18 protein-coding genes, 1 rRNA gene and 1 riboswitch are annotated in these 19116 nt (G+C 42.8%); of the genes, 18 read left to right on the top strand and 1 reads right to left on the bottom strand.

Annotated features, from left to right (window positions below; all coding sequences use genetic code 11):
• From rrf to purD, 18 genes are all read left to right on the top strand, one after another.
• A 5S ribosomal RNA gene (gene rrf, locus BW961_RS28375) occupies positions 1–94 on the top strand; the annotation flags it as partial.
• Positions 95–377: 283 nt separating this feature from the next.
• A complete protein-coding gene (locus BW961_RS28370; RefSeq protein ID WP_068591846.1) occupies positions 378–1115 on the top strand; it encodes an acyl-[acyl-carrier-protein] thioesterase in 738 nt (245 codons plus the stop codon).
• A 47-nt stretch (positions 1116–1162) separates the two neighbouring features.
• Complete coding sequence (locus BW961_RS30810) at positions 1163–1300, top strand: hypothetical protein (RefSeq protein ID WP_169810358.1); 138 nt, start codon at positions 1163–1165, stop codon at positions 1298–1300.
• 193 nt (positions 1301–1493) lie between these two features.
• Positions 1494–3626 (top strand): DNA topoisomerase III, encoded by a 2133-nt coding sequence (locus BW961_RS28365; protein WP_068591844.1) that lies wholly within the window; start codon positions 1494–1496, stop codon positions 3624–3626.
• Between the two features lie 106 nt (positions 3627–3732).
• A complete protein-coding gene (locus tag BW961_RS28360; protein WP_068591842.1) occupies positions 3733–3996 on the top strand; it encodes a DUF1294 domain-containing protein in 264 nt (87 codons plus the stop codon).
• A gap of 24 nt (positions 3997–4020) precedes the next feature.
• Positions 4021–4455, top strand: coding sequence for a universal stress protein (locus tag BW961_RS28355; protein WP_068591840.1), 435 nt, complete (start codon positions 4021–4023; stop codon positions 4453–4455).
• A 181-nt stretch (positions 4456–4636) separates the two neighbouring features.
• Positions 4637–4738, top strand: a riboswitch (purine riboswitch).
• Positions 4739–4969: 231 nt separating this feature from the next.
• Complete coding sequence (gene purE, locus BW961_RS28350; RefSeq protein ID WP_068591837.1) at positions 4970–5455, top strand: 5-(carboxyamino)imidazole ribonucleotide mutase; 486 nt, start codon at positions 4970–4972, stop codon at positions 5453–5455.
• Positions 5452–6639, top strand: a complete 1188-nt coding sequence (purK, locus tag BW961_RS28345; RefSeq protein ID WP_068591835.1) for a 5-(carboxyamino)imidazole ribonucleotide synthase — start codon at positions 5452–5454, stop codon at positions 6637–6639. The genes purE and purK overlap by 4 nt, the downstream gene beginning before the upstream one ends.
• A gap of 4 nt (positions 6640–6643) precedes the next feature.
• Positions 6644–7939 (top strand): adenylosuccinate lyase, encoded by a 1296-nt coding sequence (purB, locus tag BW961_RS28340; RefSeq protein ID WP_068591833.1) that lies wholly within the window; start codon positions 6644–6646, stop codon positions 7937–7939.
• A 41-nt stretch (positions 7940–7980) separates the two neighbouring features.
• Positions 7981–8865 carry a phosphoribosylaminoimidazolesuccinocarboxamide synthase gene (locus tag BW961_RS28335; protein WP_068591831.1) on the top strand — a complete coding sequence of 295 codons (885 nt, stop codon included), beginning with the start codon at positions 7981–7983 and terminating at the stop codon, positions 8863–8865.
• Between the two features lie 41 nt (positions 8866–8906).
• Entirely contained in the window at positions 8907–9152 is a 246-nt protein-coding gene (purS, locus tag BW961_RS28330) for a phosphoribosylformylglycinamidine synthase subunit PurS (protein ID WP_068591829.1), read from the top strand.
• Between the two features lie 4 nt (positions 9153–9156).
• The gene (gene purQ / locus BW961_RS28325; protein WP_068591827.1) at positions 9157–9843 is read left to right on the top strand and encodes a phosphoribosylformylglycinamidine synthase subunit PurQ; all 687 of its coding nucleotides are present in this window, start codon (positions 9157–9159) and stop codon (positions 9841–9843) included.
• Positions 9821–12064 (top strand): phosphoribosylformylglycinamidine synthase subunit PurL, encoded by a 2244-nt coding sequence (gene purL, locus BW961_RS28320; RefSeq protein ID WP_068591825.1) that lies wholly within the window; start codon positions 9821–9823, stop codon positions 12062–12064. The genes purQ and purL overlap by 23 nt, the downstream gene beginning before the upstream one ends.
• Entirely contained in the window at positions 12049–13557 is a 1509-nt protein-coding gene (purF, locus tag BW961_RS28315; RefSeq protein ID WP_244556089.1) for an amidophosphoribosyltransferase, read from the top strand. Before purL ends, purF begins: the two co-directional genes overlap by 16 nt.
• A 92-nt stretch (positions 13558–13649) precedes the next feature.
• Complete coding sequence (gene purM, locus BW961_RS28310; RefSeq protein WP_068591823.1) at positions 13650–14690, top strand: phosphoribosylformylglycinamidine cyclo-ligase; 1041 nt, start codon at positions 13650–13652, stop codon at positions 14688–14690.
• A complete protein-coding gene (gene purN / locus BW961_RS28305) occupies positions 14690–15307 on the top strand; it encodes a phosphoribosylglycinamide formyltransferase (protein ID WP_068591822.1) in 618 nt (205 codons plus the stop codon). The genes purM and purN overlap by 1 nt, the downstream gene beginning before the upstream one ends.
• Before the next feature lie 161 nt (positions 15308–15468).
• The gene (gene purH / locus BW961_RS28300) at positions 15469–17016 is read left to right on the top strand and encodes a bifunctional phosphoribosylaminoimidazolecarboxamide formyltransferase/IMP cyclohydrolase (protein WP_068591821.1); all 1548 of its coding nucleotides are present in this window, start codon (positions 15469–15471) and stop codon (positions 17014–17016) included.
• 173 nt (positions 17017–17189) lie between these two features.
• Positions 17190–18455 carry a phosphoribosylamine--glycine ligase gene (gene purD / locus BW961_RS28295; RefSeq protein ID WP_068591819.1) on the top strand — a complete coding sequence of 422 codons (1266 nt, stop codon included), beginning with the start codon at positions 17190–17192 and terminating at the stop codon, positions 18453–18455.
• Positions 18456–18815: 360 nt separating this feature from the next.
• On the opposite strand, the gene BW961_RS32080 is transcribed toward purD, so the two are convergent.
• Positions 18816–18989 carry an IS3 family transposase gene (locus BW961_RS32080; protein WP_082867297.1) on the bottom strand — a complete coding sequence of 58 codons (174 nt, stop codon included), beginning with the start codon at positions 18987–18989 and terminating at the stop codon, positions 18816–18818.
• Positions 18990–19116 lie beyond the last annotated feature (127 nt).

The following is a 19116-nucleotide window of genomic DNA, read 5'->3' as shown; positions in this document are numbered from 1 at the left end:
TCCACACGTACCCATCCCGAACACGACCGTTAAGCCCTCCAGCGCCGATGGTACTTGGACCGCAGGGTCCTGGGAGAGTAGGACGTCGCCAAGCAACAAAGAACTATCGTTGATTTCGATCAACGATAGTTCTTTTTTTGTTATCAATTTTAAATTTCTGTGATGCAAATTAAAAATGATCGAGTAGAATTATCTGACAGTAGTAGGTTAGTATTATAGTAGTGGAAGTTTATAATTAAGGGACCTATGTAGAAGTGATTTGAGAAAAGTCGTGGAATGCTAAAGTATAATATAAAGATTGATAACAATTAGGGAACAATAAACAAATAACATATTAATCAATATTGATGATATAGAAATAGGGGAGAAGAAGACACATGGGAAATACTTGGACAGTGGAGCATCTAATTTACTCTAATGAAATTGATCATAATGCAACTTGTCGATTATCTAATCTGTTAAGTCTGATGCAACGTGCTGCAGACGGCGATGTAGAGCATTTGGGTGGGACACGTGATCAAATGGTTGCCCACAACATGGGTTGGATGCTGACAACGATTGATTTAGTGTGCGAACGGATGCCTCGATTTAATGAAATGATAACCATAGCGACATGGAACAAAGGTACGAAGGGTCCGTTGTGGTTAAGAGACTTTAGGATATTTGATGAGAATCATCAGGAGATTGCTAAAGCATGCACATTGTGGGCGCTTGTGAATACGGATAAACGTAAAGTTCTGAGACCTTCAGCTTATCCATTTGAAATAAATCCTTATTCTGAAGACTCAGTTGGACCTGTTCCTGATAAAATGAATATTTCAGATGAAGTGGACCTATATAATTCTTACACCATGACGGTACGTTACAGTGGGATTGATAGTAATGGTCACTTAAATAATGCTCGTTATGCGGATTTGTGCATGGATGCGTTGACAGTCGAGGAGTTAGAGAAAACATCTATTCATGGGTTCCATATTACGTATCATCATGAAGCCCAGATGGGAGAAGTTATTCATATCCTACGTTCCGACGTTAGGGATGGAGTTATCTATTTCAGAGGACAGTCAGAAGAAGGATCACGTTATTACGATGCGTGTCTACGGATGAAGGAATAGAGAATAACTACACCATTTCGTGTAAATGATATTGGAGAGGTGATATTATGCCAGATCAAAAACCGTTGAAATCGAATCTCCAACGCAATAAAGCAAGTATTAAAGAGAAATCAACCAGTCTTAGTCAAGAGAAAGCAAAGGATTATCCAGCAAGTCTAAATGGAATTCCAAAGTCGGAGTCGTAAACTTGAAACTATAGTTAACGCAGTCATTGGAGTTAGTAAGGGAACAATCATGAGAAGGTCTAATACGAATTTGTATTAGGCCTTTTGACTTTTTTAGCGAGGGGTGTCATCAATGTTATAATAATGAAAGATTGTCTAGCCCAGTATAAGAGGGAATGACAACAAGACAGATAGGATAAGAAAGAGGCGAATTATGAAATCTTTAATATTAGCAGAAAAGCCTTCGGTTGCCCGTGAAATTGCACGAGTAATGGGAAGTAGAGAAAAACATAAGGGTTATTTCGAAGGACCTCAATATATTGTGACTTGGGCGCTAGGACATCTTGTTGGACTAGCGGAGCCAGAGGATTATGACCGTAAATATGTGGCTTGGAACTTGGAGGACCTTCCTATTCTGCCGGAATCGATGAATTTGAAAGTGCTGAGAGAGACAAGTCAACAATTCAAAGTGGTTCAGCAGCAGGCAAGACGGCAGGATGTTAGCAAGTTAATTGTTGCAACGGATGCAGCGCGTGAAGGGGAATTGTTAGCACGATGGATTTTGAACATGATCAAGTGGAATAAGCCATTTCAGAGATTATGGATTTCTTCACAGACGGACAAAGCGATTAAGGAAGGTTTCGCTACATTGAAGCCAGGGAGTCAGTTCGATCGATTGTACGAATCTGCCCGCTGTCGAGCTGAAGCTGACTGGATGATTGGATTGAATATTACAAGAGCTCTCACTTGTAAATTCGGAGCGCAGTTATCAGCAGGGCGAGTACAGACACCGTCACTGGGTATGATTATGGATCGCGAGAAAGAAATTATTCATTTCCGCTCAGAGGAATATGACACACTTACTGCTGAGATAGGTAACTTCACAGCCACTTGGAGAGCTAATAACGGAGACGCAAGGATGTTTGATCGTAATCAAGCTGTAGTGTTACAGAAGAAGTTGCAAGGGAAGGCCGGCATTATTGAAAAGGTTAATAAATCAGAAAAAGTAGAACCTCATCCACTTGCATATGATCTGACTGAACTTCAGCGGGATGCTAACAAGCGTTATGGATTCTCAGCTAAACAAACATCAAATGTGTTGCAACGTCTCTATGAACAATATAAATTAGTCACTTATCCACGAACGGATAGCCGTTATTTAACATCGGATATGACAGAGACTTTCAAAGAGCGCTTAGAAAGCGTAGCAGTGGGTCCTTATGCAACCTTAGCCCGTCCTTTGTTACGCAAAAATCTTAACATCACTAAACGAATCGTAGATGATAGTAAAGTAAGTGATCACCACGCTATTATCCCTACTGAAGAGACAGTTCTACTGAACCTACTTAATACAGAGGAAAGAAAGCTTTATGATCTTATTGTTCGTCGATTCATAAGTCTCTTCTATCCGCCCGCTCGTTATGATGATGTTGCTGTCACTGTAAAAGTAGAGAATGAGAGCCTTCATACGAAAGGGACGACGGTGAAGGATATCGGTTGGAGAGAAGTGTACGGTGGCGATGTGGCCGATGATGCAGATGAGGATGATCAATCAGATCAACGAGATACAAGGTCTGCATTGCCTGAATTGCATGTTGGGGAATCGGTTAAAGTAGAACGTTGCACAGTTCGCCCTGGTCGTACGTTACCACCGAAGCGATACACAGAAGCATTATTACTCTCACAAATGGAGAAACATGGACTTGGAACCCCAGCTACCCGTGCAGATATTATTGAGAAGCTTGTGTCATCAGATACGATTGAACGTAAGGGTAATATCTTGCATCCCACAGGCAAAGGGAAACAGTTGATCGAACTTGTGTCCCCACAGCTACGTACGCCAGAGTTAACCTCCAAATGGGAATCGGAGCTTGAGAAGATTGCTAAGGGACAAGGGAGTCCAGATTTATTTTTACAAGGAATCCGTAGTATGTCTAAAGAATTAGTGGCAGGTGTCAAAGGAAGTTCGGTTGAATACAAACCTCACAATGTGTCTAATAGTCATTGCCCAGAATGTAATACTCGGCTACTAGAGAAGAAGAATAAACGAGGTACATTGTTAACTTGTCCAAAAGAAGATTGTGGTTATCGTCGTTCGGATGATAAAAGAGTCTCAAACCGTCGTTGTCCGCAATGTCATAAGAAGATGGATATGAAGGAAGGTAAGGCTGGACTCTACGTGCAGTGCCTGACATGTGGAATTACGGAGACGCTTAATCAAGACAAGAAGCATATCAATAAACGTGAAGAACGAAAATTGGTAGAGAAGTATACACAACAAGAAACAGCGGGTTCGAATCTAGGAGATTTGCTTAAAGCTGCACTGGAGAAAAAGAACAAAGGTTGATATGAATAGCGATGAGATCCGTGGAACGGATTGTTTCCTGTACGTGGTAGTTCTATAATAGAAGAGTAAGACTATCATTCTCGAATAAAAGGAGGACATGTAACAGATGATTACTGCACTATGGATTTGGTTTATTATAATTAACATGGTGGGTTATCTGGTCATGTCTGAAGACAAGAAGCGAGCTCAGAAGAGGCGTGATCGAGTGCCGGAAAAAACATTGTTTCTATTAGCTGCGATCGGTGGTGCATTAGGTGTTATCATTGCGATGTACCGCAAGCGACATAAGACAAGACACGTAAGCTTCCGGATAGGGATTCCTATGCTACTCTTTTTGAACGCCGTGTTGTACGGGTATTTTATCAGATAGATCATTCAGAAAGAGGTGTGGCACATGTTATATTCTAATATTGTAGTAGCATTCGATGGTTCCAAAGCTTCCAATAAAGCATTAGATCACGCTATTTCAATGTTACAAGTAACACCAGATGCGAAGATTTCGGTTATTCATGTATTCGGTTTTCCACGAGTTTATTTTGGAGAATCGTATGCACCGATATCGACTTCAGTCACCAAAGAATATTATGATCTGGCCGAACAAACGGTAGAGACAGCTAAGCAACGCCTTAAGGATGCTGGTGTCACAGGAACTGTGGAATTGATTCAGGGCGCACCTGCAGAAGTTATTCTCGATTATTCGAAAAAGAACAATTCTGATGTCATTATTATTGGTAGTCGTGGTCTTGGAGGCATTCGTGAATTCGTACTTGGCAGTGTTAGCCATAATGTCGTTCAACATGCTCGTATTCCAGTACTCGTTGTGAAATAAGACGATATTACTCAAAGCCAGTGCATCTGTAGTATTAGGATGTACTGGTTTTATTTGGTTGATTTTATAGCAAAAAGCGAACAATAAATTTACGTTGTTTATAAATGTTCGTGTTTGAGTTGACATAGGGTGATAGAGATTGTTAAACTAAGCAAGTGAAATAAGAAATATTAACAATAATATATAACTCATTTAATGATCTCGTATAAATCTGGGAATAGGGCCCGGAAGTCTCTACCTGAACACCGTAAATGTTCGGACTACGAGGGAATACTATCGAAACGCTATGAGATATTCTGAGGTTTCGATTACCATTGTCGGGAAATGCTTCCTTAAGGAGAAGTAAATGACAACGGGGTGGAGTGTTCCTTCCTATGTCCGGTGTCCCGAAAATAGCAGTATTTTCTTGGGGTTCCGGACTTTTTGGTCTTCATATATTCTTTGGTGCTGTTATTAATTTATATATTTATATATATCAATAAAGAATTGATTCGCGAAGAAAGTGGGTTGAAGTATGTTGCCAGTGGTCGCTGTAATTATGGGTAGCAAGTCAGATTGGGAGACAATGCAGTATACTTGTCAGATGTTAGATGATCTACAAATTCCATACGAGAAGAAGGTAGTCTCGGCTCATCGTACACCTGATCTAATGTTCACTTTTGCAGAAGAAGCTGCAGGGCGAGGGATTCGGGTTATTATTGCTGGAGCAGGAGGAGCAGCGCATCTACCAGGTATGGTAGCAGCGAAGACAATCCTTCCAGTTATTGGTGTTCCTGTTCAATCGAAGGCATTAAATGGTCTAGATTCCTTACTCTCCATTGTGCAAATGCCTGGGGGTATACCTGTGGCGACAGTAGCTATTGGCAAGGCAGGAGCAACCAATGCGGGATTGCTCGCAGCCCAAATGATTGGAGCCTTTGATCCGGAAGTTCAACAACGTGTTCAGAACCGTAGGGATGCCATTCGTGATGAAGTGTTAGAAAGTAGTGATGATCTATGAGTCATAAGTCACCTGAAGGTGAGACTGATCAAGTAGCAAAGACGTTGCTACCGGGAAGTACGATTGGTATTCTAGGTGGAGGGCAATTAGGAAGAATGATCTCACTTGCTGGTACAGCAATGGGATATCAATTCGTAACGCTAGATCCAACAATACAATCACCTAGCAGCCCTGTGGCTCGACAAATTGTAGCAGAGTATGACGATGTTAATGCAGCTCGTGAAATGGCAACGATCTCTGATGTCATCACTTACGAGTTCGAGAATGTTGATGCTGGGGTAGCTGCTATCCTTGTCAATGAATCCTATGTTCCTCAAGGAAGCAAGCTACTATATACGACGCAACATCGTTTGCGTGAGAAGGCAGCCATTGAGGCAGCAGGGGTTCCTGTTGCACCCTACCGTGTGATCAAAGGATTAGCTAGTCTAGAACAAGCCCTGACAGAGCTGGGTTATCCATCTGTATTGAAGACGGCTACAGGTGGATATGATGGGAAAGGTCAAGTTGTCATTCGGAGTGAGGATCAATTAGCTAATGCTTACACTGAACTTGAGGCATCTGGAAGAGAACTTGTGCTTGAGCAATTCATTCCGTTCGCGTGTGAAATATCAGTTATAGCTGCACGCAATCCGAATGGCGAAGTGAAGAGCTTCCCGATATCGGAAAATATTCACCAGAACAATATACTACATCTATCTATTGTACCTGCGCGGATAGAAGCCCATATCCAGAGAGAAGCGAGAAGGCTTGCAGAAACACTTGCAGCGAAGATGGATGTTGTGGGACTACTGGCTGTTGAAATGTTCGTTACAGAGGATGGTCAGTTGTATGTGAATGAATTAGCTCCAAGACCACATAATTCAGGACACTATACGATGGAAGCTTGTACAACTTCACAGTTCGAGCAGCACGTACGCGCGATCTGTAACCTACCACTGGGAGATACAACATTAATGAGTCCGGTAGTTATGGTTAATGTACTCGGTCAACATCTGGATTCTGTTATACAGAGAACCGGGGAACAAGATGAGGCAGCAATGGAGTTAGGAATTATACCTAAACTTCATTTATATGGTAAGACTGATAGTAAGCATAATCGCAAAATGGGTCATATCAACTTACTTTGCAAAAATGTGCAAGATGGGCTGGATTGGGTAGAACATACGAATATTTGGAGGCAATAAAAAGATGATTGAACGTTATAGTAGACCAGAAATGCGTGCCATTTGGACAGAAGAGAACAAATTTAATTCATGGTTGGAAGTAGAACTTTGTGCTTGTGAAGCATGGGCAGAACTCGGCGTTATTCCGAAAGAAGATACCGTATTAATTCGTCAGAATGCAAAATTTGATATCGCTCGAATTAGTGAAATTGAACTAGAAACGCGCCATGATGTTATCGCATTTACACGTTCCGTGTCTGAAAGCCTTGGAGAAGAACGTAAGTGGGTGCACTACGGGCTAACTTCTACGGATGTAGTTGATACAGCACTTGGATATGTACTGCTTCAAGCCAATGAGATTCTAGAGAAGGATATTCTTAATTTCATAGAGATTCTGAAAGATAAAGCTATTGCTTACAAAGATACAGCGATGATGGGCCGTACGCATGGTGTACATGCAGAGCCTACAACTTTTGGACTCAAAATGGCATTGTGGTATGAAGAAATGAAACGTAACTTAGAGCGTTTCCGTCATGCTGCAAATGGCGTTCAGTTCGGTAAAATGTCAGGAGCTGTCGGAACTTACGCTAACATTGATCCTTTTGTTGAAGAGTTTGTATGTAATAAGTTAGGTACGACTGCAGCACCAATCTCGACGCAAACATTGCAACGTGATCGTCATGCTGAGTATATGGCTACATTGGCTTTGGTTGCTACGTCATTGGATAAATTCGCTACGGAAATTCGTGCATTACAAAAGAGTGAGGTACGTGAGGTAGAAGAGGCTTTCGCGAAAGGTCAAAAGGGTTCCTCTGCAATGCCTCATAAACGTAATCCAATTGGTTGTGAGAATATTTCAGGACTATCGCGTGTCATCCGTGGTCACATGGTGACTGCATATGAAGACGTAACACTTTGGCATGAGCGTGATATTTCCCATTCCTCAGTAGAACGCATTATTCTACCGGATGCGACAATGTTACTTAACTATATGTTGAACCGCCTTGGAAATATCATAAAGAACTTGACTGTATTCCCTGAGAATATGAAGCGTAACATGGCTTGTACCTTTGGCGTGCCATTCTCTGGCCGTGTCTTGACGAAGTTGATTGATAAAGGCTTGAGCCGTGAACAGGCGTATGATACTGTTCAACCTCGCGCGATGCAGGCTTGGGAAGAGAAACGTCAGTTCCGCGACATTATCGAGTCAACGCCTGAGATTACAGAAGTGCTAAGCGCTGATGAGATCGATGATGCCTTTAACCCGAGCTGGCATTTGAAGCATGTAGATACGATTTTCACTAAATTAGGTCTAGTCTAACAATATAGATAGAGTATCATACCGTGAGGGAGGACAAGGACATGACATCAACAGCTGTTTCTACTGCTGTAGAACTTGTTAACGCACCCCTGTTGTATAAGGGGAAAGTGCGAGAGCTTTATGATTTGGGGGAACATGTCCTCATTGTGGTGACAGATCGTATTTCTGCCTTCGATTATGTATTGGATCCTCCTGTACCTGACAAAGGGAATGTGCTTAACAAGTTAAGCGCATTCTGGTTCGAACAGACAGCTGAACTCATGATGAATCATGTGGTTCATACGGATGTTGACCAACTGGGGGAACTGATCAAGGATAAAGAACAGTTGAGAAATCGAATCATGGTCGTTCATAAGGCGGAGCGAATTGATATTGAATGTGTCGTACGTGGATATATTACGGGCGGCGGTTGGCGTCAATATCAGGAATCTGGTGAAGTGAATGGCATTAAGCTCTCCGAAGGCATGCGTAAGAACGAAGCGTTTGATACGCCTATCTTTACCCCCGCAGCGAAGAATGATGTCGGTCATGATGAAGATATTTCATTTGAGACGATGAAACAAATGGTAGGTGAGGAAATCGCACTTGAATTACAAGAACGGAGCTTGAAATTATATAGCTTTGCTCGTGAATACTGTGCTAAAAGAGGCATCATTCTAGCAGATTGTAAGTTCGAATTCGGTATTTTGGATGGCCAAGTGATTCTCATTGATGAAATATTTACACCGGACTCTTCCCGTTTCTGGGCGAAAGAAAAGTATGAGCTAGATATTGAGATTGATAGTATGGACAAAGAGCCGGTTCGCTCTTACTTGGCTTCCTCGTCATGGGATAAGAATAGTAAACCTGATCCACTTCCACAAGAAGTAGTTGAGGAGACAACAAGAAGGTATTTGGACATTTATCGTCGATTAACGGAAGTGTAATTAATAAACTTATTAGCCATTCTGAGGAGGAACTTTGAATCATGATTAAAGCAACGGTTTATGTAACTGTCAAAAAAGGCGTATTGGATCCGCAAGGGGTCGCTGTTCAGGGAGCACTTCATTCGATTGGCTTCCAAGAAGTTGAAAGCCTAAGAATCGGTAAATATATGGAACTAACGTTAGATACGAATGACCGCGCTGAGGCGGAAGAACGTCTGAAGGCAATGTGCGAGAAGCTACTAGCCAATACGGTAGTCGAGGATTACCGTTACGAATTGGAGGGCTAATGCCATGAAATTTGCTGTCTTAGTATTTCCAGGTTCCAATTGTGATATTGACTGTTATAAAGCGGTAGAAGAGATTGGTGAATCTGTGGATTATGTATGGCACACAGCTACGGATCTTTCTGCTTATGATTGTATTCTAGTTCCAGGTGGTTTCTCTTATGGCGACTACTTACGTTGCGGTGCGATTTCACGGTTTGCACCCGTAATGGCTGAGGTTGCTAAGGCTGCTGAACAAGGGAAATTCATTTTAGGTATATGTAATGGTTTTCAGATTCTAACGGAAGCAGGCTTGTTGCCTGGTGCACTTCGTCGTAACGAGTCGATGAAATTCCGTTGTCATGATACGGTTCTTAAGGTCGTTAATAATGATACTCCGTTCACACGTGAATATGGTAAGAATGAGGAAGTCATCATTCCAATCGCCCATGGTGAGGGGAATTATTACTGTGATGAAGAGACTCTTGAAACGTTGAAACGCAATAATCAGATTGTCTTCACATATGGCGATAACCCTAACGGTTCAATCGCTGATATTGCAGGCATTTGTAATGAACGTGGAAATGTAATTGGAATGATGCCCCATCCAGAGCGTGCAGTAAATACACTATTTGGTTCCGAAGATGGTAAACGCATGTTTACATCTATATTAAAGTCTTGGAGGGATTCACATGACACAGCAAGTATCAGCTAAAGAACCGACTGCGGAGCAAATTGCAGAGCAACATATATATCAGCAGATGGGCGTGTCGGAGAGCGAATATGAGTTGATCTGTGAATTTATGGGTCGTAAACCTAACTATACGGAAATCGGTGTGTTCAGCGTAATGTGGTCTGAGCACTGTGCATATAAGAATTCAAAACCTTTGTTACGTCGGTTCCCAACGACCGGTCCACGTGTTCTTATGGGTCCTGGTGAAGGCGCTGGTATCGTAGATATTGGTGATAACCAAGCCGTTGTATTCAAAATCGAAAGTCACAATCACCCTTCAGCTGTGGAACCTTTTCAAGGAGCAGCTACAGGTGTAGGCGGAATTATCCGCGATATCTTCTCGATGGGTGCAAGACCGATCGCTACATTGAACTCCCTTCGATTCGGAAAGCTCGAAAGTGATCGTGTGAAATATTTGTTCGAACATGTGGTATCCGGTATTGCTGGTTATGGTAACTGTATTGGTATTCCAACTGTGGGTGGTGAAGTCGTATTTGATGAGAGCTACGAAGGTAATCCACTTGTCAATGCGATGTGTGTTGGATTGATCGATCATGACAAAATTCAACGTGGTGTAGCGAAGGGTGTAGGTAATCCAGTATTTTATGTTGGACCGCCAACCGGTCGCGATGGTATCCACGGGGCTACGTTTGCTTCCATCGAACTAAGTGAAGAATCAGAAGCGAATCGTACGGCTGTTCAAGTCGGTGACCCATTCATGGAGAAGTTAGTTATGGAATCATGTCTAGAACTAATCGATAGCGGTATCGTGTTGGGTATTCAGGATATGGGTGCTGCAGGATTGACATGTTCAAGTGCTGAGATGGCAAGTAAAGCGGGTAACGGACTAGAACTATACTTGGATCAAGTGCCACAACGTGAGGAAGGTATGACGCCTTACGAAATGATGTTATCTGAATCACAAGAACGTATGCTATTCGTTGTTGAACCGAAAGATGAAGCACAGGCTCAAGAAATATTCGATCGTTGGGGAGTTATCTGCGCCAAAGTAGGTAAGGTGACTGACGATGGACGCTTGAAGCTGTTACATCACGGAGAAATTGTAGGAGATATGCCGGTAACTGCGCTAGTTGACGAATGCCCGGTATATGATAAACCATCTACGGTTCCTGCTTATTATATAAATAGTGATAAGATCGATTCCCTTCGGTATGACGAAGTAACGGATCTTGGCGGAGCATTGAAACAGATTCTAGGTTCTCCAACTGTGGCGAGCAAAGCATGGGTATATGATCAATACGATTATATGGTTCGTACAAGTACGGCTGTTCGTCCAGGTTCAGATGCTGCAGTCGTAACGGTAAGCGGCACACGTAAGGGTCTAGCGATGACAACAGACTGTAACGGTCGATATGTTTATCTTGATCCCGAAGTGGGAGGTAAGATCGCAGTCAGTGAAGCGGCAAGAAACATTGTATGTACTGGAGCAGAGCCACTCGCTATTACGGATAACCTGAACTTTGGTAACCCGGAGAAACCAGAAATTTTCTGGCAAATGGAGCAGGCTGTTGATGGTATGGCAGAGGCTTGTCGTGAATTGAATACACCGGTCATTGGTGGGAATGTCAGTCTGTATAACGAAAATGCAGGCGGATCGATTTATCCAACACCAGTTGTTGGTATGGTAGGTCTAGTCCATGATATCGATCATATTACGACGCAAGCTTTCAAGAATGAAGGAGATACGATCCTATTGCTTGGTGATACCAAGGCAGAACTCGGTGGTAGTGAATTCCAGACGATTCTACATGGTGTAGCAGAAGGTCGTCCGCCAGCACTTGATCTCCAAGTGGAGAAAAAACTACTGGCATCCGTACTTGGTGCGATCCAAAGTGGACTTGTTCAATCAGCACATGATTTATCTGAAGGTGGACTTTCTGTTGCTGTTGCTGAGTCATGTATAAGTGGTGGTGTAGGTGCTCAAGTTCAAATCGAAACGGATCTTCGTTCGGATTTCGCATTGTTCAGTGAGAGTCAATCACGTATCTTGTTATCTGCAACTCCTGAAAAGGCAGAGCAGTTGAAGAATTACATCGAAGGACATGGTGTTCCTGTAGTAAGAATCGGTACTGTCGGAGGAAGCAACCTTACCCTTGATATCAATGGAAAGAATGCTCTGAATGAGTCTGTAGAAGCCTTGAAGCAGGTTTGGAAGGATGCGATTCCGTGTCTCATGAAATAACATCTGCAAAGTTTGCGTCCGATAAATCCTTGTCTCATCCGCTTTGGAGCGGAGACTTTTATAATGAAGGTACGGGTAAAGACGATATATTTGATACGTTAAAAGAGGAATGTGGGGTCTTCGGAGTGTATGGTCACTCCGATGCTGCATCACTCTCTTATTATGGACTACATTCTTTACAACATCGCGGAGAAGAAAGTTGCGGGATGTGTGTAGCTGATGGTAAGGAATTTAACTATCACCGCGGTATGGGACTTGTGAAGGAAGTATTTGATAAGGACAAAATGGCATCATTGGTAGGTAACATGTCCATTGGACATGTACGTTATTCTACCAGTGGAGATAGCCGACTAGCGAATGCACAGCCACTTATTTTTAAGTATCGTGATGGTGATTTAGCGATTGCGACCAATGGTAACATTGTCAATGCACCGCAAATACGACATGAATTAGAACAAAGTGGTTCTATATTCCAGACGACTAGTGATACAGAAGTTGTTGCCCATTTGATTGCTCGTTCTTCCAAGAATGTTGTGGAAGCAGCAAAAGATGCATTAGCACGTATCGTTGGAGGGTACGCTTTCCTGATTATGACGAATGATAAGTTACTTGTAGCTTCTGACCCTCATGGACTTCGTCCTATTACGATGGGGAAATTAGGTGATTCGTATATATTTTCTTCAGAATCATGTGCACTTGAGACGGTTGGAGCTGAACTATTACGCGATATTCAACCGGGTGAACTATTGATACTAGATAAAGATGGACTTAAGGAAGATCGGTACACTGAACCACAGCGTAAAGCGTTATGCGCAATGGAGTACATTTACTTCGCTCGTCCAGATAGCGATCTGAATGGTTCGAATTTGCATGCTTCGCGTAAACGCATGGGTAGTCGGATGGCGTTAGAGTCGTTCGTTGATGCGGATATCGTAACTGGAGTTCCGGATTCCAGTATCTCTGCAGCTATTGGCTATGCAGAACAGACCGGCATTCCTTATGAGCTTGGTCTCATCAAGAACAAATATACTGGTCGTACGTTCATTCAACCGAGTCAAGAATTACGTGAAAAAGGCGTCAAGATGAAACTTAGTGCAGTTCGTGGAGTAGTAGAAGGTCAACGGGTTGTTATGATCGACGATTCAATCGTTCGAGGTACAACTTGCCTACGTATCGTTAACTTGTTGCGTGAAGCGGGAGCGACTGAAGTGCATGTACGGATTACTTCTCCGCCGTTCAAGAATCCATGTTACTACGGGATTGATACACCTGATCGCAAAGAGCTAATTGCTTCTAATAAGACAGTAGAAGAAATTTGTCGTGAGATTAATGCGGATTCACTGGCCTTTTTAAGTCCTGAGGGACTCATTAGCGCGGTAGGTGGAGACAATGCAAATGATCCAAGCGGTGGATTATGCCTCGCTTGTTTCAATAATGATTATCCGACAACGCTTGATTTCGGTGGTGAAGAAAAAGCAGGATGTGGTTGTTAATAACGCTCTACTCAAGTTAACTGCTTCAAGATCATTCATGTAAATGCTGTTATATTTAAGGCTCGCCAATTATGGAAGGAGTGTTCTTACAAGTGTCAGAAGCCTATAAAAGTGCTGGGGTAGATATCTCTGCAGGAAACGAAGCTGTAGAACGGATGAAAAAGCATGTGAAGAGAACGTTACGTCCAGAAGTAATGACAGATCTAGGGGGATTCGGTGCTTTGTTCTCACTGAACAAAGATAAATACGATGAGCCCGTACTAGTATCTGGTACGGATGGTGTAGGTACGAAGCTTAAAATTGCATTCGCAATGGATCGTCACGATACCATTGGGATCGATGCTGTAGCGATGTGTGTAAATGATATCATCGTTCAAGGAGCAGAGCCGTTATTCTTCCTTGATTATCTTGCGTGCGATAAAGTACGTCCAGAGAAGATTGAAGCGATCGTAGCTGGAATTGCAGAAGGATGTCATCAAGCGGGTTGTGCGTTAACCGGTGGAGAGACTGCTGAAATGCCTGGTATGTATTCCGAAGGCGAATATGACATTGCTGGATTTACGGTAGGCATTGTCGATAAGAAGAACATCATTAATGGTTCAACTATCGCTCCTGGGGACACTGTGATTGGGCTTGCTTCCAGTGGTGTACACAGTAACGGATTCTCCTTAGTTCGTAAACTTCTTCTTGAACAATCAGGATATGATCTGCAAGATGAAATCACTGAATTAGGTGGCAAATTGGGAGATACATTGTTGATCCCAACGAAGATCTATGTGAAGTCCTTATTGGCTCTAATTGATAAGGTGAAAGTCAAAGGGATGGCTCATATTACAGGTGGTGGATTTATTGAGAATATTCCACGGATGCTTCCTGATCACGTCAATGTAGATATTGAGTATGGGACATGGCCGATTCTACCAATCTTTGAATTAATGCAGAATAAAGGTAATATCACAAATCGTGACATGTTCACAACCTTCAACATGGGGATTGGTATGGTGCTCGTTGTTCGTGAAGAGGATGCAGCTGAGACACTTAGCGTTCTGCAGAGTAATGGGGAAGAAGCTTATATTATTGGCCGTGTTAACGAAGGTGAATCTATCGTTACCTTTACAGGGGCTGACGTGTAATGAGTCATTACCGTATTGCTATATTTGCTTCCGGTGAGGGTAGCAATTTCCAGGCGCTGGTAGATGCTGCTCAAGCAGGATTGCTCGGTGGTGCGAAGGTCGAATTGCTAGTGTGCGATAAGCCAGAGGCACCTGTAGTCAAGCGTGCACGGGATGCTGGCATACCTGTTCATTTATTTACACCTAAATCGTATTCTTCTCGTGAGGATTATGAATTAGAGATCGTAGAGCAATTAGAAACACTTAATATAGAGCTAGTCGTATTAGCTGGCTATATGCGACTGTTAACCTCTGTGATGGTGGACAAATACGTTGGACGACTAATCAACATTCATCCATCGCTACTGCCATCATTTCCAGGTACGAATGCTATTGCCCAAGCCCTTAACTATGGTGTCAAATTGACGGGAGCTACGGTGCATTTTGTAGATGGAGGAATGGATACGGGGGCTATTATCGCTCAACAAAGTATCGTAATTGAGCCTAATGCTACAGTGGAGTCACTCGCTAAGGGAATACATGCCATTGAGCAGGAGTTATATCCGCGGGTTGTGTCATGGTTTGCACAAGGATGTGTGGTTATAAACGACAGACAAGTAACGATATTGCCGTTATAAATAACGAAGATTCGTCAGTAGTTAAAGTGTGTGCAAGTTTTTTCGATATTTCTCGGGAAATATTGTTCATGCATGGAAAGCGATCGTTTAACATGGCGGATTGTCGAGCAAAGCGTGAATGAGCCTGGCAATCTGTCACACATATAAGGAGGATCCAATTCGTGAGTATAAAAAGAGCGTTAGTCAGCGTGTCGGATAAACAGGGCATCGTGGATTTTTGCCGCGAACTGTCTGCATTGGGCGTGGAGATCATTTCGACTGGGGGAACAAGCAGTCTACTTGCTAAAGAAGGCGTGCCAGTCATCGGAATTTCAGAAGTTACAGGGTTCCCGGAAATTATGGATGGACGTGTTAAAACACTACATCCAGCCGTACATAGCGGTCTACTAGCTGTACGTGATAACGTGGAACATCAACAACAGATGAAAGAATTGGAGCTTGGTTATATAGACCTTGTTGTCGTGAACCTGTATCCTTTCCAAGAGACCATTGCTAAACCAGACGTATCGTATGAAGAGGCTATTGAGAACATTGACATCGGCGGACCTACCATGCTCCGTTCAGGTGCCAAGAACCATACATTTGTTAGTGTGGTTGTAGATTCTAGCGATTATAGTGCTGTGCTTGAAGAAATCCGTAAGGATGGAGACACGACACTAGAGACTCGCAAACGGCTCGCGGCAAAAGTGTTCCGCCACACAGCGGCTTATGATGCCCTAATCTCTGATTATATGTCGAATGTAACGGGTGATCCTTTACCAGAGCGTTTAACCGTTACTTATGAGAAAATTCAAGACTTGCGTTACGGTGAGAATCCGCATCAGAAAGCAGCATTTTATCGTAAACCGTTAGCTCCTGCAGGGACGCTGACAACGGCTGAACAGCTTCATGGTAAGGAATTATCTTATAACAATATTAATGATGCGAATGCAGCTCTACAAATCGTGAAAGAATTTAATGAACCTGCGGTTGTAGCCGTTAAGCATATGAATCCATGCGGTGTTGGTATTGGAAGTAATGTATGTGAGGCTTATCAAAAAGCTTATAATGCGGATCCAACTTCCATCTTTGGTGGAATTGTAGCAGCCAATCGTACGATTGATGCAGACACAGCAGAATTGTTGAAAGATATTTTCTTAGAAATCATTCTTGCACCAGACTTCACGCCTGAAGCGCTTGAGATTCTAACGAAGAAGAAAAACCTACGTTTGTTGAAAATGGGTGAATTCGGTTCATCTGAAGATCGTAGTAGTCAATTCCTATTCACCTCTATCGATGGTGGAATGGTAGTTCAAGAGAGTGATGTTCATTCTGTGAATGTTGCAGAGTTGAATGTTGTTACGGATCGTAAACCAACTGAAGATGAATTAAAGCAATTGTTGTTTGGTTGGAAAGTAGTTAAGCATGTTAAATCTAATGCGATTGTACTTGCAGCAGATAACATGACAGTCGGTGTTGGTGCAGGACAGATGAATCGTGTTGGATCAGCGAAGATTGCGATTGAGCAAGCGGGAGATAAGGCTAAAGGATCAGTACTTGCTTCTGATGCATTCTTCCCAATGGGAGATACAGTTGAATTTGCAGCTAAAGCTGGAATTACTGCGATCATTCAACCGGGCGGTTCAATCAAAGACGAAGAGTCCATTAAAGCAGCAAATGAACATGGCATAGCGATGGTATTCACAGGCGTTCGTCACTTTAAACACTAAAGAATAGTGGATAGCTGGTAGCCACTTGTTCTGATGTGGGATAAGAATGAGTGGCCGTTCAATGAGATCGCGTCATATTTAGGAGAATTCGAGCCTATCTAGCGTAAGATTTCGTGAAGTTATATAAAGAGTCTAATAGGCAATGAATAAGGTGCGAAGAAGGAGAGGCGAACATGGACATATTGGTCGTAGGCGGTGGGGGTCGTGAACACGCCATCATATGGGCACTAGCGAAGAGCCCACAAGCTGGACGCATATACTGTGCGCCGGGTAATGCTGGAATTGGAACTATTGCAGAATGCGTACCGATTGCTGTAAGTGAGTTTGATCGACTGACGGATTTTGCGTTAGAGAACAATATAGATTTTGTTGTGATCGGACCCGATGATCCATTAGTGGATGGAATCGTAGATGCATTTGAAGCTAAAGACATTCCGGTGTTTGGACCACGTAAGAATGCAGCAGAAATAGAAGGTAGCAAGACTTTCATGAAAGATTTACTACACAAATATGATATTCCAACGGCAGCATATGAGAAATTCGATAATTACGAAGATGCAAAGGCATATCTACTGAATCAGGAAGTTCCTATCGTTATCAAAGCAGATGGACTAGCAGCAGGAAAAGGGGTTACGGTTGCCTTTTCAATGGAGCAAGCAGAATCTGCATTACATGATATTATGGTGAACAAAGTGTTCGGTGATGCTGGAAGTCATGTCGTAATTGAGGAATTCCTTGCTGGGCAAGAAATGTCTATTCTTGCTTTTGTCGATGGTGAGACGGTTCGACCAATGGTTGCCGCTCAGGATCACAAGCAAGTATTCGACAATGATCAAGGACCTAATACCGGAGGGATGGGAACTTATTCTCCACTTCCACATATTGATTCAGCCATTATCGAAGAAGCCATTGAGAAGATTATCAAGCCGACAGCTAAGGCCATGGTTGCGGAAGGACGTCACTTCACTGGAATATTGTTCGCTGGATTGATGATTTCACCGGATGGAACACCGAAAACGATTGAATTCAATGCTCGTTTTGGAGATCCGGAGACGCAAGTTGTACTTCCAAGATTGAAAAGTGACTTGCTTGCAATCATGATGGCAGCCGTGAACGGAACATTGGCTGACATCGAGATTGAATGGAGTGATGAGGCTGCTGTATGTGTCGTACTAGCTTCTGGTGGTTATCCTGCATCATACCCGAAAGGCATCGTTATCGATGGTCTGGACGAAGTGAAGGATGCGCTCGTATTCCATGCAGGAACGGCTAAGAATGAGAATGGCGAATGGATCACAAATGGTGGACGAATTCTGGGCGTTGTAGGACTAGGAGCGGACATCGCTGAAGCTCGTGCTAAAGCATATAGCGAAGCAGCTCATATTGACTTCGAAGGCAAACATCTTCGAAGTGATATCGCCGCGAAGGCACTTGTTTAGTTAGAGAATAGCAAGAAGTAAGATACAGCACGAGCATGATAAGAAGAAGTAAGAAATGGAAGAAGCAATAGAAGAAGCAATAGAAGAAGCAATAGAAGAAGTAATATACAGCAAGAAGTAAGGCGCATAGAATAGCTAGAAACAAAAGACAGCAGGAAGTATGATATAGCAAAAAAATAGGTATGCTCAAGATTAGTGAGACGTAGCAAGAGTAAGGTGTTATGCAAGTTCGGGGGAACAAGAGCGGATAAGAAATAGAGAGATCAAATAAATAGATCCTAAAGAAATAGAACTTGAAAAAGAGGCCATCCTAGCAATGAAGTGACCCCTGTCAAGTAGACAATTAACAAAAAGCAATATTTAAGCAGCCTGAGTCCTGTATTCGTAGGGGCTCAGGTTGTTTAGTTTCTTTTGAAAGCGTTCATGGTTGTAGAAATGGATGTACTGCTTAACGGCGTGTTCGACCTGCTTTACAGAATGAAAAACATGAAGGTAGAAGCACTCTGCTTTAAAATGACTGAAGAAGTTCTCCATACATGCATTGTCCCAACAGTTTCCTTTCCGGGACATGCTGGCTTGGATGCTGTATCGTTTGAGCAGCTGACTATATTGGCGGGATGTATACTGGAATCCTTGGTCACTATGCAGTAGAACACCTTTG

This window comes from Paenibacillus macquariensis (assembly GCF_900156375.1).
Lineage (GTDB): Bacteria > Bacillota > Bacilli > Paenibacillales > Paenibacillaceae > Paenibacillus_AQ > Paenibacillus_AQ macquariensis.
The sequence above is the reverse complement of the archived record's forward strand: the minus strand, read 5'-3'. Positions and strand labels throughout refer to the sequence as shown.

Bases quoted from the DNA above. Each gene is read 5' to 3' on its own strand.
- purK (WP_068591835.1), top strand. From the start codon at position 5,452: ATGAGTCATAAGTCACCTGAAGGTGAGACTGATCAAGTAGCAAAGACG.
- purB (WP_068591833.1), top strand. From the start codon at position 6,644: ATGATTGAACGTTATAGTAGACCAGAAATGCGTGCCATTTGGACAGAA.
- BW961_RS28365 (WP_068591844.1), top strand. From the start codon at position 1,494: ATGAAATCTTTAATATTAGCAGAAAAGCCTTCGGTTGCCCGTGAAATT.
- purQ (WP_068591827.1), top strand. From the start codon at position 9,157: ATGAAATTTGCTGTCTTAGTATTTCCAGGTTCCAATTGTGATATTGAC.
- BW961_RS28355 (WP_068591840.1), top strand. From the start codon at position 4,021: ATGTTATATTCTAATATTGTAGTAGCATTCGATGGTTCCAAAGCTTCC.
- BW961_RS28370 (WP_068591846.1), top strand. From the start codon at position 378: ATGGGAAATACTTGGACAGTGGAGCATCTAATTTACTCTAATGAAATT.
- purL (WP_068591825.1), top strand. From the start codon at position 9,821: ATGACACAGCAAGTATCAGCTAAAGAACCGACTGCGGAGCAAATTGCA.
- purN (WP_068591822.1), top strand. From the start codon at position 14,690: ATGAGTCATTACCGTATTGCTATATTTGCTTCCGGTGAGGGTAGCAAT.
- BW961_RS28360 (WP_068591842.1), top strand. From the start codon at position 3,733: ATGATTACTGCACTATGGATTTGGTTTATTATAATTAACATGGTGGGT.
- BW961_RS30810 (WP_169810358.1), top strand. From the start codon at position 1,163: ATGCCAGATCAAAAACCGTTGAAATCGAATCTCCAACGCAATAAAGCA.
- purD (WP_068591819.1), top strand. From the start codon at position 17,190: ATGGACATATTGGTCGTAGGCGGTGGGGGTCGTGAACACGCCATCATA.
- BW961_RS32080 (WP_082867297.1), bottom strand. From the start codon at position 18,989: ATGGAGAACTTCTTCAGTCATTTTAAAGCAGAGTGCTTCTACCTTCAT.
- BW961_RS28335 (WP_068591831.1), top strand. From the start codon at position 7,981: ATGACATCAACAGCTGTTTCTACTGCTGTAGAACTTGTTAACGCACCC.
- purS (WP_068591829.1), top strand. From the start codon at position 8,907: ATGATTAAAGCAACGGTTTATGTAACTGTCAAAAAAGGCGTATTGGAT.
- purE (WP_068591837.1), top strand. From the start codon at position 4,970: ATGTTGCCAGTGGTCGCTGTAATTATGGGTAGCAAGTCAGATTGGGAG.